Origin of the sequence: Haloplanus aerogenes (assembly GCF_003856835.1) — an archaeon.
GTDB lineage: Archaea > Halobacteriota > Halobacteria > Halobacteriales > Haloferacaceae > Haloplanus > Haloplanus aerogenes.
In genome coordinates this window covers 484,275-499,795 of the sequence record NZ_CP034145.1, presented here as the reverse complement: position 1 = coordinate 499,795, position 15,521 = coordinate 484,275, and the positions used below count along the sequence as shown (strand labels likewise).

At 69.9% G+C, this 15,521-nt stretch carries 19 protein-coding genes; 11 read left to right on the top strand and 8 right to left on the bottom strand.

The window, feature by feature from the left end:
• Positions 1-36: 36 nt before the first annotated feature.
• Positions 37-858: a hypothetical protein gene (locus DU502_RS02585; RefSeq protein WP_121919926.1), complete on the bottom strand. Its 822-nt coding sequence runs from the start codon at positions 856-858 to the stop codon at positions 37-39.
• Between the two features lie 78 nt (positions 859-936).
• Here DU502_RS02585 and DU502_RS02580 point away from each other — a divergent pair, with 78 nt between their 5' ends.
• Both DU502_RS02580 and DU502_RS02575 read left to right on the top strand, forming a co-directional pair.
• The gene (locus tag DU502_RS02580; protein WP_121919927.1) at positions 937-1,611 is read left to right on the top strand and encodes a lipoyl protein ligase domain-containing protein; all 675 of its coding nucleotides are present in this window, start codon (positions 937-939) and stop codon (positions 1,609-1,611) included.
• Positions 1,612-1,725: 114 nt separating this feature from the next.
• The gene (locus DU502_RS02575; RefSeq protein ID WP_121919928.1) at positions 1,726-3,024 is read left to right on the top strand and encodes a dihydroorotase; all 1,299 of its coding nucleotides are present in this window, start codon (positions 1,726-1,728) and stop codon (positions 3,022-3,024) included.
• Between the two features lies 1 nt (position 3,025).
• On the opposite strand, the gene DU502_RS02570 is transcribed toward DU502_RS02575, so the two are convergent.
• Positions 3,026-3,700 carry a DUF5806 family protein gene (locus DU502_RS02570; RefSeq protein ID WP_121919929.1) on the bottom strand — a complete coding sequence of 225 codons (675 nt, stop codon included), beginning with the start codon at positions 3,698-3,700 and terminating at the stop codon, positions 3,026-3,028.
• A gap of 189 nt (positions 3,701-3,889) precedes the next feature.
• On the opposite strand from DU502_RS02570, the gene DU502_RS02565 reads away from it, so the two are divergent.
• Together DU502_RS02565 and DU502_RS02560 are read left to right on the top strand one after the other, a co-directional pair.
• On the top strand, positions 3,890-4,258 hold the full coding sequence (locus tag DU502_RS02565) for a universal stress protein (RefSeq protein ID WP_121919930.1): 369 nt from the start codon (positions 3,890-3,892) through the stop codon (positions 4,256-4,258).
• Positions 4,255-4,791, top strand: coding sequence for a GNAT family N-acetyltransferase (locus DU502_RS02560; protein ID WP_121919931.1), 537 nt, complete (start codon positions 4,255-4,257; stop codon positions 4,789-4,791). Before DU502_RS02565 ends, DU502_RS02560 begins: the two co-directional genes overlap by 4 nt.
• 36 nt (positions 4,792-4,827) lie before the next feature.
• On the opposite strand, the gene DU502_RS02555 is transcribed toward DU502_RS02560, so the two are convergent.
• The gene (locus DU502_RS02555; RefSeq protein ID WP_121919932.1) at positions 4,828-5,280 is read right to left on the bottom strand and encodes a universal stress protein; all 453 of its coding nucleotides are present in this window, start codon (positions 5,278-5,280) and stop codon (positions 4,828-4,830) included.
• 85 nt (positions 5,281-5,365) lie between these two features.
• Here DU502_RS02555 and DU502_RS02550 point away from each other — a divergent pair, with 85 nt between their 5' ends.
• Positions 5,366-5,830: a universal stress protein gene (locus DU502_RS02550; RefSeq protein WP_121919933.1), complete on the top strand. Its 465-nt coding sequence runs from the start codon at positions 5,366-5,368 to the stop codon at positions 5,828-5,830.
• A 137-nt stretch (positions 5,831-5,967) separates the two neighbouring features.
• On the top strand, positions 5,968-7,140 hold the full coding sequence (locus tag DU502_RS02545; RefSeq protein WP_121919934.1) for a DHH family phosphoesterase: 1,173 nt from the start codon (positions 5,968-5,970) through the stop codon (positions 7,138-7,140).
• A gap of 85 nt (positions 7,141-7,225) precedes the next feature.
• On the opposite strand, the gene DU502_RS02540 is transcribed toward DU502_RS02545, so the two are convergent.
• Positions 7,226-7,648, bottom strand: coding sequence for a DUF5807 family protein (locus tag DU502_RS02540; RefSeq protein WP_121919935.1), 423 nt, complete (start codon positions 7,646-7,648; stop codon positions 7,226-7,228).
• A 90-nt stretch (positions 7,649-7,738) separates the two neighbouring features.
• On the opposite strand from DU502_RS02540, the gene DU502_RS02535 reads away from it, so the two are divergent.
• Positions 7,739-8,017 (top strand): hypothetical protein, encoded by a 279-nt coding sequence (locus tag DU502_RS02535; protein ID WP_121919936.1) that lies wholly within the window; start codon positions 7,739-7,741, stop codon positions 8,015-8,017.
• Here the strand turns inward: DU502_RS02535 and DU502_RS02530 are convergent.
• Both DU502_RS02530 and DU502_RS02525 read right to left on the bottom strand, forming a co-directional pair.
• A complete protein-coding gene (locus tag DU502_RS02530; RefSeq protein ID WP_121919937.1) occupies positions 8,014-8,445 on the bottom strand; it encodes a DUF7112 family protein in 432 nt (143 codons plus the stop codon). The two genes, DU502_RS02535 and DU502_RS02530, sit on opposite strands and share 4 nt — an antisense overlap.
• A gap of 2 nt (positions 8,446-8,447) precedes the next feature.
• A complete protein-coding gene (locus tag DU502_RS02525; RefSeq protein ID WP_121919938.1) occupies positions 8,448-8,831 on the bottom strand; it encodes a 30S ribosomal protein S6e in 384 nt (127 codons plus the stop codon).
• 184 nt (positions 8,832-9,015) lie between these two features.
• Between DU502_RS02525 and DU502_RS02520 the strand changes: the two genes are divergently transcribed.
• The 3 genes from DU502_RS02520 to DU502_RS02510 all read left to right on the top strand — a co-directional run bounded on the left by DU502_RS02520 (position 9,016) and on the right by DU502_RS02510 (position 13,172).
• Positions 9,016-11,598 (top strand): heavy metal translocating P-type ATPase, encoded by a 2,583-nt coding sequence (locus DU502_RS02520; RefSeq protein WP_121919939.1) that lies wholly within the window; start codon positions 9,016-9,018, stop codon positions 11,596-11,598.
• Positions 11,599-11,718: 120 nt separating this feature from the next.
• Positions 11,719-12,810 (top strand): zinc metalloprotease, encoded by a 1,092-nt coding sequence (locus DU502_RS02515; protein WP_121919940.1) that lies wholly within the window; start codon positions 11,719-11,721, stop codon positions 12,808-12,810.
• An 80-nt stretch (positions 12,811-12,890) separates the two neighbouring features.
• The gene (locus tag DU502_RS02510; protein ID WP_121919941.1) at positions 12,891-13,172 is read left to right on the top strand and encodes a hypothetical protein; all 282 of its coding nucleotides are present in this window, start codon (positions 12,891-12,893) and stop codon (positions 13,170-13,172) included.
• Here the strand turns inward: DU502_RS02510 and DU502_RS02505 are convergent.
• Positions 13,169-14,467: a cobyrinic acid a,c-diamide synthase gene (locus tag DU502_RS02505; RefSeq protein WP_121919942.1), complete on the bottom strand. Its 1,299-nt coding sequence runs from the start codon at positions 14,465-14,467 to the stop codon at positions 13,169-13,171. The two genes, DU502_RS02510 and DU502_RS02505, sit on opposite strands and share 4 nt — an antisense overlap.
• A gap of 82 nt (positions 14,468-14,549) precedes the next feature.
• On the opposite strand from DU502_RS02505, the gene DU502_RS02500 reads away from it, so the two are divergent.
• A complete protein-coding gene (locus tag DU502_RS02500) occupies positions 14,550-14,876 on the top strand; it encodes a hypothetical protein (protein WP_121919943.1) in 327 nt (108 codons plus the stop codon).
• Here the strand turns inward: DU502_RS02500 and DU502_RS02495 are convergent.
• Entirely contained in the window at positions 14,868-15,395 is a 528-nt protein-coding gene (locus DU502_RS02495; RefSeq protein WP_121919944.1) for an OsmC family protein, read from the bottom strand. The two genes, DU502_RS02500 and DU502_RS02495, sit on opposite strands and share 9 nt — an antisense overlap.
• Between the last annotated feature and the right edge of the window lie 126 nt (positions 15,396-15,521).

Genomic DNA, 15,521 nt, shown 5'->3' with positions numbered 1-15,521 from the left:
CCCGTGGGCGTGTGCGGTCGCCACCGGACTGGCAAGTCACGCCCGTCGCACGGTCACCGTGACCTGGTCGCCGGGGTCGAAGTCGTGTCCCGGGCAGACGAGTTTCGCCCCGAAGTCGGCGTCGCGGGCGATAAAGAGTGACAGTCCCTCGATCCGGCGGTCGTTCGCGACGAGCGTGATGTCGTCCCACGTCACGTCGCGGCCGTCGGCGAGGCCGACGCGCGATCCGGCGACAGAGACGGGCGCGGTTCCGTCGGCAGCCGGGAGGATGCCACCCCCGTCGTAGTGGGGACAGCCGCCGTCGAGGACGACGCCCGGCCCGCCGGCCAGCCCCGCCCACGTCCCGGGCTCCGGGTGCGCCGGGTCGTCGAGGACGACGTACGTCTCGCCGACCTCGCGGACGCGACCGGTACCGTCCCAGTCGAGGGGACGAACGTCGACGGCCACCTCGACCGTGAGCGACCCGGCGGCGCGATATGGGTTCACGTCCGGGTCGCGGAAGCCGAGGTGGACGTGGTTGTCGACCCACGGTGCGAAAAAGCCCGAGCGTACCATCTCGCCGAGCGAGTCGCCGACGGCGACGGCGTCGCCGGGTTCGACCGCCGGGTCGACGTGGAGGATGCGGGCGACGTGTTCGCCGGTGTCGATCAGGATCAGGTGATCCTCGTCGACAGCGTAGGATCGGGAAGGAGCGCGCACGGTCCGGGTGTCGAGCACCTCGCCGGCGACGGGCGAGAGACCGCGGTTGGTCTCGGGGTAGCAGTCGATGGCGCAGCCGTGGTCGTGGGCGTCGTACGGGGAGTTGTAGAGCGAGAACCGCCGATACTGGGCGAGCGTCGACGCCGGGACCGTGACCATAGCGAGGCTTGGGCGAGGGGGCTTATACGCTCGCTGGATGACGGCCGGAGCTATATGTGTCGGACACGTTCGGCGACCATGCGCGTCCTCAGGGGCCGAGCAGCGACGATTTCGGCCGACCGGAAACGGACCGGCGCGATGCTCGACCGGACGGCCGAGACGGGGGAGCCGGCGGTCCGGGTGTGGACGCCGCACCGGCAGGTGGCCTTCGGACGGCGCGACGCGGCGGAACCGGGCTACGACCGCGCCCGCGCCGCCGCTCGCGAGCGAGGGTTCGAACCCGTCGAGCGCCGGGTGGGCGGCCGGGCCGTCGCCTACACGGGATCGACGGTCGCGTTCGCCCACGCCGTCCCGGTCGAGTCGCCGCGGACGGGTCTCGACGACCGCTACGCGGCGGCGGCGGCACGCCTGCGGCGGGCGCTGGCGAGCCTCGGTGTCGACGCCGAACCCGGTGAACCGACCGATTCGTTCTGTCCGGGGAGTCACTCGCTGCAGTGCGCGGGGAAACTCGTGGGCATCGCCCAGCGCGTCCGCACCGACGCCGCCCTCGTCGCTGGCTGTGTCGTCGTCGCGGACCGCGACGCGTTCGCGTCGGTGCTCGCGGCGGTGTACGACGCGCTCGGTCAGCCGTTCGACCCCGCGAGCGTCGGGAGCGTCGCGGCGGCGGGGGGGCCGAGCGACCCGGCACGCGTCGTCGAGGCTGTCGAACGGGAACTGGTGGGGGACGCGGCGACGACGATCCACGAAGTCTGACCGCACACGCTCGCTTCCGGCCGTCACTGGGTCGGGAGATTCGCCAGCCGGAGTGGCGAATCCCGCTCGACGGACAGTCGGCAGTATTACCACGGTACGGGCGAACGACTGGATATGCTCGTCAGGAACGCGACGCTCGCGGACGGCCGCGTGCGCGACGTTCGCATCGAGGGGGAGCGCATCGACGCCGTCGGCTCCGGTCTCGACGCGGTGGGAGAGGTGATCGACGCTCGGGAACGACTCCTGTTGCCCGGCGCCATCGACGTCCACGTCCACTTCCGGGAACCGGGCGCCCCGCACAAGGAGACGTGGCGAACCGGGTCGCGAAGCGCCGCCGCGGGCGGCGTCACGACCGTCGTCGACCAGCCCAACACCGACCCGCCGACGACGACCGGTGCCGCCTACGACCAGAAAGAACTCTGTGCCCGACACTCGCTGGTCGACTACGGCATCAACGGCGGCGTCACGCCCGACTGGGATCCCGAGACGCTGTTCGACCGCCCCATCTTCGCGCTGGGCGAGGTGTTTCTCGCGGATTCGACGGGCGAGATGGGTATCGACGGCGACCTGTTCGAGGACGCGGTCCACCGCGCCGCCGAGGCGGGGGTACCGGTGACCGTCCACGCCGAGGACGCGACGCTATTCGACGAGGGCGCGCGTGACGCCGCGGGGCAGGGAACAGGGAAAGAGGCGAACGCCGACGCGTGGAGCGCTTACCGCGACGCCGACGCCGAGATTGCGGCCGTCGAGCGCGCCGTCGAACTCGGCGCCGACGCCGGCGCGCGTCTCCACATCGCCCACACCAGCACGCCCGAGGCGGTCGACATCGTCGCCGACGCGCCCGAGACGGTGACCTGCGAAGTGACACCCCACCACTGCCTGCTCTCGCGGGACGACCTCGACGACCTCGGAACCTTCGGCCGGATGAACCCGCCACTCCGGAGCGAGGCGCGTCGGGAAGCTCTCTACGAACGCGTCGTCGGCGGCCGGGTGGACGTGATCGCCACGGATCACGCGCCGCATACGCGGGCAGAGAAGGAAGCGACGCTGCTGGAGGCCCCGAGCGGCGTTCCCGGCGTCGAGACGATGGTCCCCCTCTTGCTGGCCGAGACGCTGGACGGCCCGCTGACGGTCGAACGCGTCCGCGACCTGACGGCGGCGACCCCGGCGGCGACGTTCGACCTGGAGCGAAAGGGACGGATCGAGGCGGGGATGGACGCCGATCTGGCACTGTACGATCTGGATCGGCCGCGTGACATCGAGGGGCGGCGGCTCCACTCGAAGTGTGGGTGGACGCCGTTCGAGGGACGACCGGGCGTCTTCCCGGCGTGGACGCTCGTTCGGGGAGAACGCGTCTACGACGGGGCGATGGATACCTTCGACGTGGACGACGGCGAGAACGTGCGCGGATAAGCTATTCGAGGTCGTCGCGGAGGTTCTCGCTGGACTCGCGCACCTCGCGCATCACCTCGGAGATGCGGTCCTCGGCGTCGAGTTCCTCCGCGACGGCGAGGTCGACCCCCTCGACTTCCAGCAGGAACTTGGCGATTTCGGTCACCTCGTACATCATTTCGTCTAGCTCTTCGGCGGTGAAGAAGCCCGACATGGCGCCGTAGAGGAAGGTGGCGCCGGCTTTCTGGACCTTGTCCTCGAAGGCGGAGCGGGCCTGATTGACCGCCTGCGGCGAGTAGGTGTCGGTCATGAAGGGGACGAGTTCGGGCAGATTCTCCCCGATCTTGGTCATCTCGACGCCGGTTTCGGTGCGGAAGTCGACACAGAGGCGGGCGATGGCCCACTCGCGGGCGGTGATGTACGTCCGGTCGCGGAGGAAGTCGTTGACCCGTTCGTACTGGGCGCCGTCCATCTTCTTGAAGCGTTCGTACTTGCGCACGTCGGGAGGCACGTCGGTCATCGTTGCGGCGGTACCCGCAGGATCGGCGTCGGACCCGGACGCCGACGATGGGGCGGACGGTGCGGCGGCCGCGCCGTCGTCCGCGCCATCGTCCGCGGCGGCGGCCGCGCCATCGTCCGCGGCGGCGGCCGCGCCATCGTCGTCCGCAGGCCCGTCAGCCGTCGAGTCGTCGCTCATACGCCGGGATTCCGTGCGGCGGTGGAAAAGGGTTCCGTCGGTGTCCGCCGGGCGTCAGACGGATCGTTGGAACGGTGTCCCGGTCGTCGCCGACCGCGGGGGCCGGGACGGCCGGAAACGACTTCCAACGATCCGCATCGAACGGGAATGGCGCGTACCTTTTTCACTCGCGCCGCCGACGGAACGGGCATGAAACTACTGCTGGGCATCGGCGGGAGCGACGACTCGATGCGCGCACTGGAGCGTGCGGTCGACCGCGCCGCCGAGACCGGTGACGACCTGACGGTCGCGATCCTCCGGAACCCGGCGACGGACACGGAGCCGGCGGATATCGAACGCCGGGCGCAGGCGATCCTCGACGACGCTGGCGTGGAGGCGGCGATTCGACATCTGGAGGGCGACCCGGGGAGCGAACTCGTCGAACTGGCCGAGCGGGAAGGGTTCGACCGGATCATCCTCGGCGGCGGCGAGACCAGTCCGATGGGCAAGATCAAACTCGGCAGCATCTCGGAGTTCGTCCTGTTGAACTCCCACGTCTCGGTGACGCTCGTCCGATGACCGACGACAAGGCTTACCCCGACGAACCGGCGAGTCCGTTCCCCGAACCGCCGACGACGATCGAAGACCGGGAAGGGCGCCCGATCACGGTGCGGCGGTACGACGAGACACTGGATCGCGACGCGCTCGAAGCCATGTACGACGCGTTCGACCCCGCCGACCGGGCACAGGGCATCCCGCCGACGGGCGAGAAACGCATCGCCGACTGGCTGGACACGATCACGGGCGAGGAGACGGTGAACGTCGTCGCGAACCACGACGACGCCGTCGTCGGGCACGCGACGCTCGTCCCTGACGGGGAGAAGACCGCAGAACTCGCCATCTTCGTCCTCCAAGACTACCAAGGCGCGGGCATCGGGACGGGCCTCCTCGAAACGCTACTCGGTGCGGGGAAGGAGGCGGGGATCGAACGGGTGTGGCTCACGGTCGAGCGCTGGAACGATCCGGCCATCTCGCTCTACGAGAAGGTGGGGTTCGTCGCCAGCGACACCGAGAGCTTCGAACACGAGATGACGATCCGGCTACAGGGGTGATCGTAACTGCTCGTAGGTGACTTCCGAGACACCCGACTACACTGAGAGGATGGGCTGGCTCGCGTAGAGGAGGACGTACTCGGCGGCCTTCGCGAGCACTTCGTCGGGGTCGCCGGAGACGGGTTCGCGCGGGACGACGACGAAGTCGGCGCCGAGTTCTTCCGCGGTGTCGAGGACGACGCTCCCCGGGTGCCGCGACAGTTGACGGGTCGAGAAGCCGTAGGCCATCGACGTCGAGAGCGACACGCCCGCGTCTTCGACGAGGTTCATGACGGCCTGCATGAACGCCTCGCTGTCGGCGGCGAGGGAGGCGTCGTCGACGGCGCCGGCGTCGATGGCGCGGGCCATGTCCTCGCTGACGACGTAGAGCGCATGAACCGCGGCGTCGTACTCGTCGGCGATGGCGACGGCGTACTCGACGGCGGTGAGCGACTCCTCGCTCCCGTCGACGGGGACGAGCACGAGCGAGGGCGAGAGCGGAACGGTCATGCCGAGGCGTGCGCGGGCCACGGGCAAAAACGCTCCCCCATCGGCGGACACCGGGTTTATACGCCGACCCGACGAAAGCGAACGTATGCCGGAGTTCGACACCATCGTCATCGCGACCGACGGGTCGGAGAGCGTCCGCCGGGCCGTCCGCGTCGCCCTCGATTTCGCCGAGCGGTTCGACGCCGACGTGCACGCCCTCTACGTCGTCGACGAGGGGGAGGTGGCAGCCTCGCCCGAACAGGTGCGCGAGGAGATGCGCGCTGCCCTCGACGACTCCGGGCAGGCGGCGCTCGACGAGGTGGTCGACACCGCGGACCGCCCCGTCACGACCGCCGTCCGCGAGGGACGACCGGCGACGGTGATTCGGGAGTACGCGGTCGATCACGACGCCGACGTGGTGGCGATGGGGACTCGCGGCCGCCACGGCGAGAACCGGTTCCTGATCGGAAGCGTCGCGGAGCGCGTCGTCCGCACCTGCCCCGTGCCCGTTCTGACGGTGCGACAACTCGGCGAGCGCGAACGCGGAGACGAGCCGCCAGCCGAGGCCTGATACGGTTTATTGTAAGTCAGTACCGGTGGTTCGCCGAGACAGTCCGACGAACCACCGGTAAACAGTTACAATAATCCGTATGAGACGCCACCCCTGCGGATCGCGGGATACTTCCCATCGGCCCGCATCGGGCCGATATGGACGATTCGCTCATCGACGACGACGACCTCTCGCTCTCGCGGAAGTCGCGACTCCCCGGTGCCGGGTTCTTCTACCCCGACTCGCTCGACGAGGAGTACGCCGACCGCCGCGCCCGGGAGGCCATCGAGGGCGCCGAGACGGTGGTCGTGGCCGACGGCGACGCCGACGGCCTCGGCTGTGTCGCCCTCCTCCGTGAAGTGTACGACGCCGCCCTCGACGTGGCGCCGTTCGAGGAGTCACTGGCGGCGCGGACCGACCCGACGCTGACGGACGACGAGGACGAGGACGAGGAGGACCGCGAGGAGTCCCCGGTCGGCCTCGTCACCGCGAGCCCCCACTCCCTCGACGCCGCCCTCGAACGCGTCGCGGCGTACGTCGACCCCGGCGTCGACGTGTACGTCTGTGACCTCTGCCCGGACGACGCGGCCGTCATCGAAGTGGTCGAGCAGGTGGTCGCCCGGGCCGAGACGGTCCGCTGGTTCGACCACCACCAGTGGGACGACGAAATTGCCACCGCGGTCCGCGAGGCGGGCGTCGACCTCGTCGTCGGCGAGAGCGACGAGGAGTGTACGGCCGACGTGGCGCTCCGATCGCTCGACTACGACTTCCCCGACCACCTCGTCGACCTCGCGGCGGTCACCCGGGATCACGACCTCTGGATCAAGGAGGACCCCCGGAGCGACGACCTGGCCGACTACAGCCACTGGGCGAGCGCCGAGGAGTACGTGACGGTGGTGGGGCAGTACGGCCCCGCACTCCCGGACCCGGTCGTCGACTACCTCGATCACCGGCGCGTCGAGAAGGAGAACCTGATCGAGGCGGCAATCGACCGCGCCGACCTGAAGTCGGTCGGCCCGTGGACCGTCGGCGTCACCTACGGCCGGTGTTCACAGAACGAGGTGGCGGAGGCACTCCGCGAACGGGGAGCCGACGCCGCGGTGATCGTCAAACCCGCCGGGAGCGCCAGCATCCGCGGGAGCGAGGGGTTCGAACGCGCACACGAGGTGGCTGGGCTGGTGAACGGCGGCGGCCACCCCCGCGCCGCGGGCTGTAAGCCCGACATCTACGACGACATGCTGGACTACGCTCACCACTGGACGACGGAGGGAGCCACGACGAAGCAGGTGATTCTGGCGGCGTTCGAACGAGTGGCGAGCGAGGCCGAGTGAAGCGAGGCCTCGAAGCGGAACGGCGAGCGGAGCGAGCCGTGGAGCCGGGGAAGAAGGCGAGGGCGACGGCTCGGTCGACGAGTAACTACGCCTCGCCCACGACCCAGCGATCCGAGAACGCGGTGCCGTCGGGGCAGGCGGCGTAGGCGTGGATCACGTCGCCCTCGGCGTAGATGCCGCCCACCTCCTCGTTCTGGGCCTCCGCGAACGCGAAGATGAAGGCGGCGCCGTCGCCGCAGTCGGGGCAGGTGCCGCCCTGCAGGTCGCGGTCGATGTCGCCCTCGGTCCCCATCGCCTGCTTCGCGAACTCCATCGCGTCCATACCGGTGCCGGCCGAGAAGAGTCGGCGCCCCTTCTCGCCGGGGACGACGAGGACGACGCCGCCGTCGACGACGCGGCCGTAGTCGGCGATGGTACCCTCGTCGTCGAGGTAGTCGTCGGTGAGAAAGAGGACGACGTGGTCGAGTCGGTCGCCCGCGAGGAAGGCGTCGAGGTCGGAGTCGGTCATACCGACCGCAGGCGGTCGAGCGGTAAAGAAGGGTCGTTTCGGCGGCGGGGGAGCGACGGGGTTTTCCCCCCGGTCGCCGTGTCGACAGCCGTGGATCGAACGCGCTTCACCCGGCTGACGTACGCCCTGTTCGGCCTCGCGTTACTGGCGAGCAACGCCCTCTCCCTGCGATCCTCGGCCGGGCTCCTCACCGTCGTGGCGGTCGTTCTGAGCGTCCTCGTCGTCGTCGCGGCAGTTACCAACCTCGTGTGGCCGGGCGCGACCCCGTTCGGCGTGAGCGTCGACATCGGCGCTCAGCCGACGTGGGTACTGGCACTGCTGTGGCTCGGGAGTGCGCTGTTGCTCGCCGGAACGGCCCTGCAGCTCTAGCGCTCGTCCAGCCCCTCGGCGATGGAGGAGAGCGACGAATCGGGCTGGCGAGTGACCGAGTAGACCGCCCGTTTGCCGGGGACGCGAACGCCGTAGAGGTAGCCGGGCGTCACCTCGTCGAAGTCGACGCTCTGTCCCGTTTCGCGGTCGGTGCCGCGGACCCACTCGACGAGGCGGTTCTCGCCCTCGCCGTCGGCACGGGCGAGGCGACGGTTGTCGTAGGCGCCGCGAATCAGGTAGCCCTCCGCGTCGCTCTCGACCCGAGCGTGGTACTCGTCGCCGTCGAGGACGAGACGGACGATATCGTCACCCTCGATAGCCACGTCGTCGGGGAGGCGAAGACAGGGGCGACGAGTGCCGCCGCTCCGGGCGAGTCGAGCGCGATAGGTTGTCACCGCCTCACCGTCGCTGGCGACGCGGTCGGGCACGGTTACTCGTCGTCGCCAGTCAGGGCGTCGAAGTCAGCGTCGCCGTCGACGACCGTCACGTTGATCTGGGCGACTTCGTCGCTGATCTCGCGGCCGCGGACGGTGACGCGCTTGCGCTCGCCGTCACGCGAGGGGGCGAAGCCGACGCCGCCCTCCAGCAGGAGTTCCTTCAGCGCGGGACCGGCCACGTCCGAGCGCAGGGGGCGCCCGGCGTTGTCCGACCCACCAGTCAGTTCGAGCGTGGTGCCGTCGAGGCCGACGGCGCCGCCGTCGACCTCGTCACCGAGTTCGCGTCCGAGGAACCGGTTCGCGTCCTGTCCGTCGACCTCGACCTGTACGGTCCGACCCGTCTCGGGGTCCGAAACGACGACCTTGAAGTCTGCCATGCCCGGATTCAGACGGCCGCCGATAAAAAGCACGTCGAAACCGAGCGTCGTCGCAGTGCGCCGGTGCTCGGCGGCGCGACCGGCGAATTATTAACAAAATCCGATTCTATTACTAACTACAACATAAGAGATACCCTATTTCTGGCAGGAGGATTAATATCCGGGGAGCCGTTACGGACGGCTAATGAACGGCGGGCACGACGAGGGAGCGGACGGGCACGATCACACGCCCGCGGCGACGAGCGGCGACGCCGACGAACCGGGCGACGACGACACCGGCGAACCGGTCGGTGACGGCGCGACGTACCGCGCCGCGGTGCCGGCGATGGACTGCGCGTCGTGTGCGAGCAAGGTCGAGCGGAGCGTCCGGACGCTGTCGGGGGTCGGCGCGGTCGATCCGCGGCCCGCGACCGGGACGCTCGTCGTCGAGTACGACCCCGGCGCGACGACGGGCGAGGCGATCCGGGCGCAGGTGGAGGGCGCGGGCTACGACGTGGCCGACACCGAGACGGAGACGTTCTCCGTGCCGTCGATGGACTGCTCGTCGTGTGCGGGGACGGTCGAATCGGCGCTGTCGCGGATCGAGGGCGTCCTCGACTACGACGCCCGGCCGGCCTCCGGTCGGGTCGTCGTAACCTACGACCCCGGGCGGGCGACCCGCGGCGACGTGGTGGCGGGGGTCGAGAATGCCGGCTACGAGGTGGTCGAAGGCGAGGAGGAGACGGAGTCGGTCTGGCGGAGTCGCCGGGCGCTGAAGACCGGCGTCGGCGCCGCCCTCCTGCTTGCCGGCATCGTCGTCGAGTATCTGGGCGTGCCGAACCCCACGCTCGCGGCCCCGTTGGGCCGGACGATCACCCTCGACTGGGCGCTGTACGTCCTCGCCGCGGCAGTGGCGGGGCAGGCCATCCTGCGGAACGGGTGGTACTCCGCGAAGGCGCGGAGCCTCGACATCGACTTCCTGATGAGCGCTGGCGTGATCGGCGCCATCGCGGTCGACCTGCCCTTCGAGGCGGCGACGCTCGCGGTGCTGTTCTCGGTGTCCGAGTTGCTGGAGCGGTACTCGATGGATCGCGCCCGCACCTCGATGTCGGAGCTGATGGACCTCTCGCCAGATACCGCGACGGTCCGCCGCGACGGCGCGGAGGAGACCGTCGCCATCGAGGACGTGGCGGTGGGCGACCGGGTGGTCGTGCGCCCGGGCGAACGCATCCCCGTCGACGGCGTGGTCGTGGAGGGAACGAGCGCCGTCGACGAGTCACCGATCACGGGCGAGAGCGTCCCCGTCGACGCGACCGAGGGCGACGAGGTGTACGCCGGTAGCATCGTCGAGGAAGGGTATCTGGAGGTGGAGACGACGGCGCCGGCCGGCGAGTCGACGCTGGCGAAAGTCATCGACCTCGTCGAGGACGCCGAGCGCGACAAATCCGAGCGTGAGCGGTTCATCGACCGCTTCGCGGACTACTACACGCCCGTAGTGGTGGGACTGGCGGTCGCGACCGCCGTCGGTCCGCCGCTCCTCCTCGGCGCCCCCCTCGAAACGTGGTTCACGCGCGGGCTGACCCTGCTGGTGATCTCCTGTCCCTGTGCGTTCGTCATCAGCACGCCCGTGAGCGTCGTCTCGGGGATCACGAGCGCGGCGCGTAACGGCGTCCTGATCAAGGGCGGCGACCGGCTGGAGGCGATGGGTGAGGTGGACGCCATCGCCCTCGACAAGACGGGGACGATCACGACCGGCGACCTCGGCGTGACGGACGTGGTGGCGCTGAACGGCTCGAGCGAGGCCGACGTGCTCCGGTGTGCGTCGTCGCTGGAGCGCCGGAGCGAACACCCTATCTCCGCGGCGATCTGTGACTACGCGAGCGAGATGGGCGTCGAGGATCGCGAGGTGTCGGCCTTCGAGTCCATCACCGGCGAGGGCGTCCGCGCCGACCTCGACGGCGTCACCCACTACGCGGGCAAGCCGGCGCTGTTCGAGGACCTCGGGTTCGACCTCGAACACACGCACGTCGAGACGGACGGGGGCCTGACCGTCGGCAACGACATCGAGCCCGCGACCTGCGATCACGGCACCTACCTCGACCTCGTCAACGACCTAGTGCCACGGTTACAGAGCGAGGGGAAGACGGCCGTCCTCGTCGGGACCGAAGACGAACTGGAGGGCGTGATCGCCGTCGCGGACACGGTGCGTCCCGAAGCCGAGCGATCCATCGCCCGCCTGCGCGACCTCGGAATCGGCCGGATCGTCATGCTCACCGGCGACAACGAGCGGACGGCACAGGCCATCGCGGCGCAGGTGGGCATCGACGAGGTGTACGCCGACCTCCTGCCGGAAGAGAAAGTCGAGGTGGTGCGCGAGATGGTCGACGAGTCGGCGGACGCCGACGACGCCCGCCTCCCGTGGAACCGGACCGAGGGCGGCGTGGCGATGGTGGGCGACGGCGTCAACGACGCGCCGGCGCTGGCGGCAGCGACGGTGGGCGTCGCGATGGGCGCCGCGGGCACCGACACCGCCATCGAGACGGCGGACGTGGCGCTGATGGGCGACGACCTGACACGGCTCCCCTACCTCGTCGCGCTCGCCCGCCGCGCCAACCACGTCATCGAGACGAACGTGTGGTCGTCGCTGGGCGTGAAGGCGGTGCTGGCCGCCGCCGCGCCGTTCGGCCTCGTGAGCGTCGTCCACGCCGTCGTCATCGGCGACATGGGGATGAGCCTCGCAGTGACGGGCAACGCGATGCGGCTGGCGAACGTTCGGCCGGAGGAGTAATACGGATTATTGTAACTGTGGACCGGTGGGTCGCCGGACCGTCTTGGCGAACCACCGGTACTGACTTACAATAAACCGTATAAGGGAACGGTTTTTCAGCGCCGGCGCCGGAGAGAGGGTATGGCGGTCCGCACGCTCGTGCTCGCCTGCCTGCTAGTCCTCGCGGGCTGTACGACGCCACTCGATCCGTCGACGGCGGCCTCGACGCCGACGGCGACGCCGGTCCCGGCCGACGCGCCCGGCGGAACGGCGACGCCGACGCCGACGCAGTCGCGTTCCCCGACGACCACGGCCACGTCGACGGCGACGCCAGCCACAGCGACACCCGGGGAGAATCCGTGGGGAACGGAGCCAATCGTCGTCGCCATCGAGAACGAGGGGGGCCGCGACCGCGACTTCGCCGCCCTCGTGCGCGAGGCGACGCGATTCTGGGAGAAGAACGACGGCCAGTATCTCGGCTTCCCGGTCCGCTACGAGGTGCGCCCCGACGCGGCGAACCCGGATCTCGTCGTCACGTTCACCCCCGAAATCCCCGACTGCGGCAACGTGACCGACGCGGTGGGGTGTGCGCCCCTTCTCACCGACGCCCGCCAGATCGATCGCCCGGAGACGGTGTGGGTGAAGACCGGCCTCTCCGACGACTCGACGGCCCTCGTGACGGAACACGAACTCGGACACACGCTCGGCCTGACACACGCCGACCCGCCACGCGAGGTGATGCGAGCGCGGTCGGTGCTATACACCGAACCGCAACCGAACGCGACCGAGCGAGCGTTCCCGTGGCCCGACGGCGACTTCACCGTCCGGGTCGACGCCGAAGACGCCCGGGATCCCGCGGGCGCGCAGTCGCAGGTGGATCACGCGCTGACGTACTACGAGGACGACCCGCCGGGGATGCCGACGAACCTGACGTTCGAGCGGGTTGGGGCCGAGACCGACGCCGAGATCCGCATCCGCTTCGGTCCGACGCCGGACTGTCAGGCGTCGAGCGGATCGTGTATCAGCACCTACGGGGTCGATCCGGACGGCGATGGCGCCATCGAGACGTACACACGAGTAGAGATCACGCTCGTCGACCTCGACACCGACGCGGTGGGCTGGCACGTGGGCTACTGGCTGGCGCACGCGTTCGGCGCCGAGGCGGACGGCGAGAAGCCGCCGCCGTTCCGCGACGCGAGCGGGCGCGAACGGCGGAGCGAGTGGTGGAAGTAGCGTGGCCGTCACGACACGCCGCCGCGACCGCACCCAGTCGTGCGGTCGCCCGCGGCACGACTCGGGAGGGCGACGGTAAAATGGATCGCGAACGCCTCGATCACGCGCTCGAACGCGCGTTCGACGGGAGCGACGGGGAGCGCCGCGCGGTCGTCCGGGCCGCCGGTGATCTGGCCGACAGCGGCCGCCTCGCCACCGATAGAGGGACGGAGATCACCGTCGAGACGGTCGTGACGGAGTTGGCCGACGCGCCCGACGATTCCTCGGTCTCGGAGCGCTGGAACTGGTGGATCGGCGCGCTGGCAGTCGCCTACGGCGACGAATACGCCCAGTTCGGCGTGCGGCGGTATCGCGAGGACTAGAGGGCGTCGAGGAAGGCGTCGAACGCCCCGCTCTCGGGGTGGACGTGACAGTAGGTGCCGAGCGTCCGGTGAGCGGTGAGGCCGTCGTGGTCGCCGTCGATGCCCTCGCCCCGGACCACGTCGAACGCGAAGCGAGCGTCGTCGTCGACGGCGGCGCTGGAGTAGTGGAACTCGTGGCCGCGACGCCGGTCGCCCATCGACGCGGTGAGCGTGTCGCGGCGAGCACGGAGTTCGACGTGGTCCAGCGCGCGATACCGGTCGTGCATCCGCACGTCCGCGGGGAGGACGTCGGCCATCGCGTGCGTCTCGCCGTCGGCCGTCGTGAGTGAGCGCGAGAGCACCATCAGTCCGCCACACTCCCCCAAGACGGGCAGCCCTTCGTTCGCCCTGTCCGCGAGGGTGGCGAGGGCGGGGCTCTCGGCCAGCGTGTCGGCGTGCCGTTCCGGGTAGCCGCCGGGGAGGTAGACGCCGTCGCAGTCGGGCAGGTCGTCACCGGCGGTGGGAGCGAACGTCGTCACTGTCGCGCGCTCGCGCAGACGGTCGAGCGTCGCCGGATACCAGAAGGCGAAGGCGTCGTCGCGGGCGACGGCGACGTGGGCGCCGGTCGGCGGGAGCGACGGATTCGGGTCGGGTTGCGGCGGCGCCCGCGCCACGTCGCGCAGGCGGTCGATCCTGATCTCCGCGGCCGCGGCGTCGAGGGCGTCGTCGTCGACCGGCGCCTCGGTACCCATGTGGAGGCCGAGATGGCGGTCGGGGATGGAGAGGTCGTCGTCGGGTGGAATACGTCCGAAATAGGCGAGGCCGTCGGGGAGGGCGTCCCGAATCCCGGCGGCGTGGCGGCCGCCGTGGGCGCGCTGGGCGAGGACGCCGACCACGTCGATGTCGCGGCCCGCGGCGGCGGCGTAGCGCTCGAAACCGAGCGCCGTGGCGGCGACGCTCTCCATCCCGGCGGCGGCGTCGACGACGAGGACGACCGGCAGGTCGAGCGCCTCGGCGACGGCGGCGGTACTGGAGGCGTCGCCGTCGTAGAGACCCATCACCCCCTCGACGACGCAGCGGTCGGCGTCAGCGCGGTAGTAGTTCCGCCGGACGCCGTCGACGCCTTCGAGCCACACGTCGAGCGTTCTGGAGGGTCGGCCGGCGACGACGGCGTGGTGACTGGGGTCGATGAAGTCGGGGCCAGCCTTCGCCGGCTGAACGGTCAGACCGTCCTGCTCGAACGCGTGGATGGTCGCGAGGGTCGCCACCGTCTTGCCGACGCCGGACCGCGTGCCCGCGATGACGACGCCCTTCATGCACCGGCCTCCGCGAGGGACGCACCTACCGCTTTCGGTGACCGTGGCGTCGGCTTATGGGTCCGCGGCGCGTAGGACAGGTATGGCGTACCGATTCGTCCGTGCACGGCCGAAGCGGGATCGACTCCCCGACCTCCGCGAGCGCCTCGACAGCGGCGACATCGAGGCGATGGATCCGTTCGGGCGAGCGATGACGCGGTCGCTGGAGCGAGCGCGATTCGATCCCGACACCGGGGAGGCGGTCTGGGTCGAGGAGGATTACTGCAGTCCCCCGCTGGCGATGGAGCGGGAAGTGCTCGACGACTACTTCGAGTCGCTCACGGTCGTCGAGGAGAACGTCGACGAAAGCGCGGGATGGGCGCAAATCGAGGACCTGCCGCGCCTGTGGGAGCGCGCTGCCTCACTCTAGCGGCGACCCGTTGAGCACCGTCGTCCCGTCCAGCTCCACCGCCTTCGAGAGCGTGCCGTGGACGTAACAGCAGGATTCGGCCGTCTCGACCAGGTCGCGCACCTCGGACTCGGGAGCGTCGGTTCTGAGCGTCGTCGTGTACGCGATGGACTCGAAGTCCGCCGGTTCCTCGCGGAATCCGAGGCCGCCACGGCGGTCGATTTCGCTGTCCACGTCGACCGAGAGTTCGTCGAGGTCGATCCCCATCCGGATGGCGTTGCGGACGTACTGCGCCTGCAGACAGAAGGCGAAACCGGCGAGGAAGTAGCGCAACGGACGGGGCGCCGTCCCGGTGCCGCCGACTTTCGAGACGGGTTCGTCGGCGTCGAAGACGAAGCCGTCGGCCGCGGCCCGCGCGTGGTAGTTGCGGATCGTCTCGGTGGCGACGCTGGGATGGCCGGGTTTGATCTCGCGGGCAGTCCGGAGGCCCTCGATGCGACGGTTCAAGCGGTCCTGAAGCGTCGTGTCGACGAGTGACATGCACCGGGAGAGGGCCGTCCGTCAGTTAGGGGTTGTCATCGACCCACGACTGGAGTCGTGGGCGTCGGCTTCCTCCACGATGCGTCGAGAAATTCTGTGAGGCGGGGACGATGCAGAACGACAACC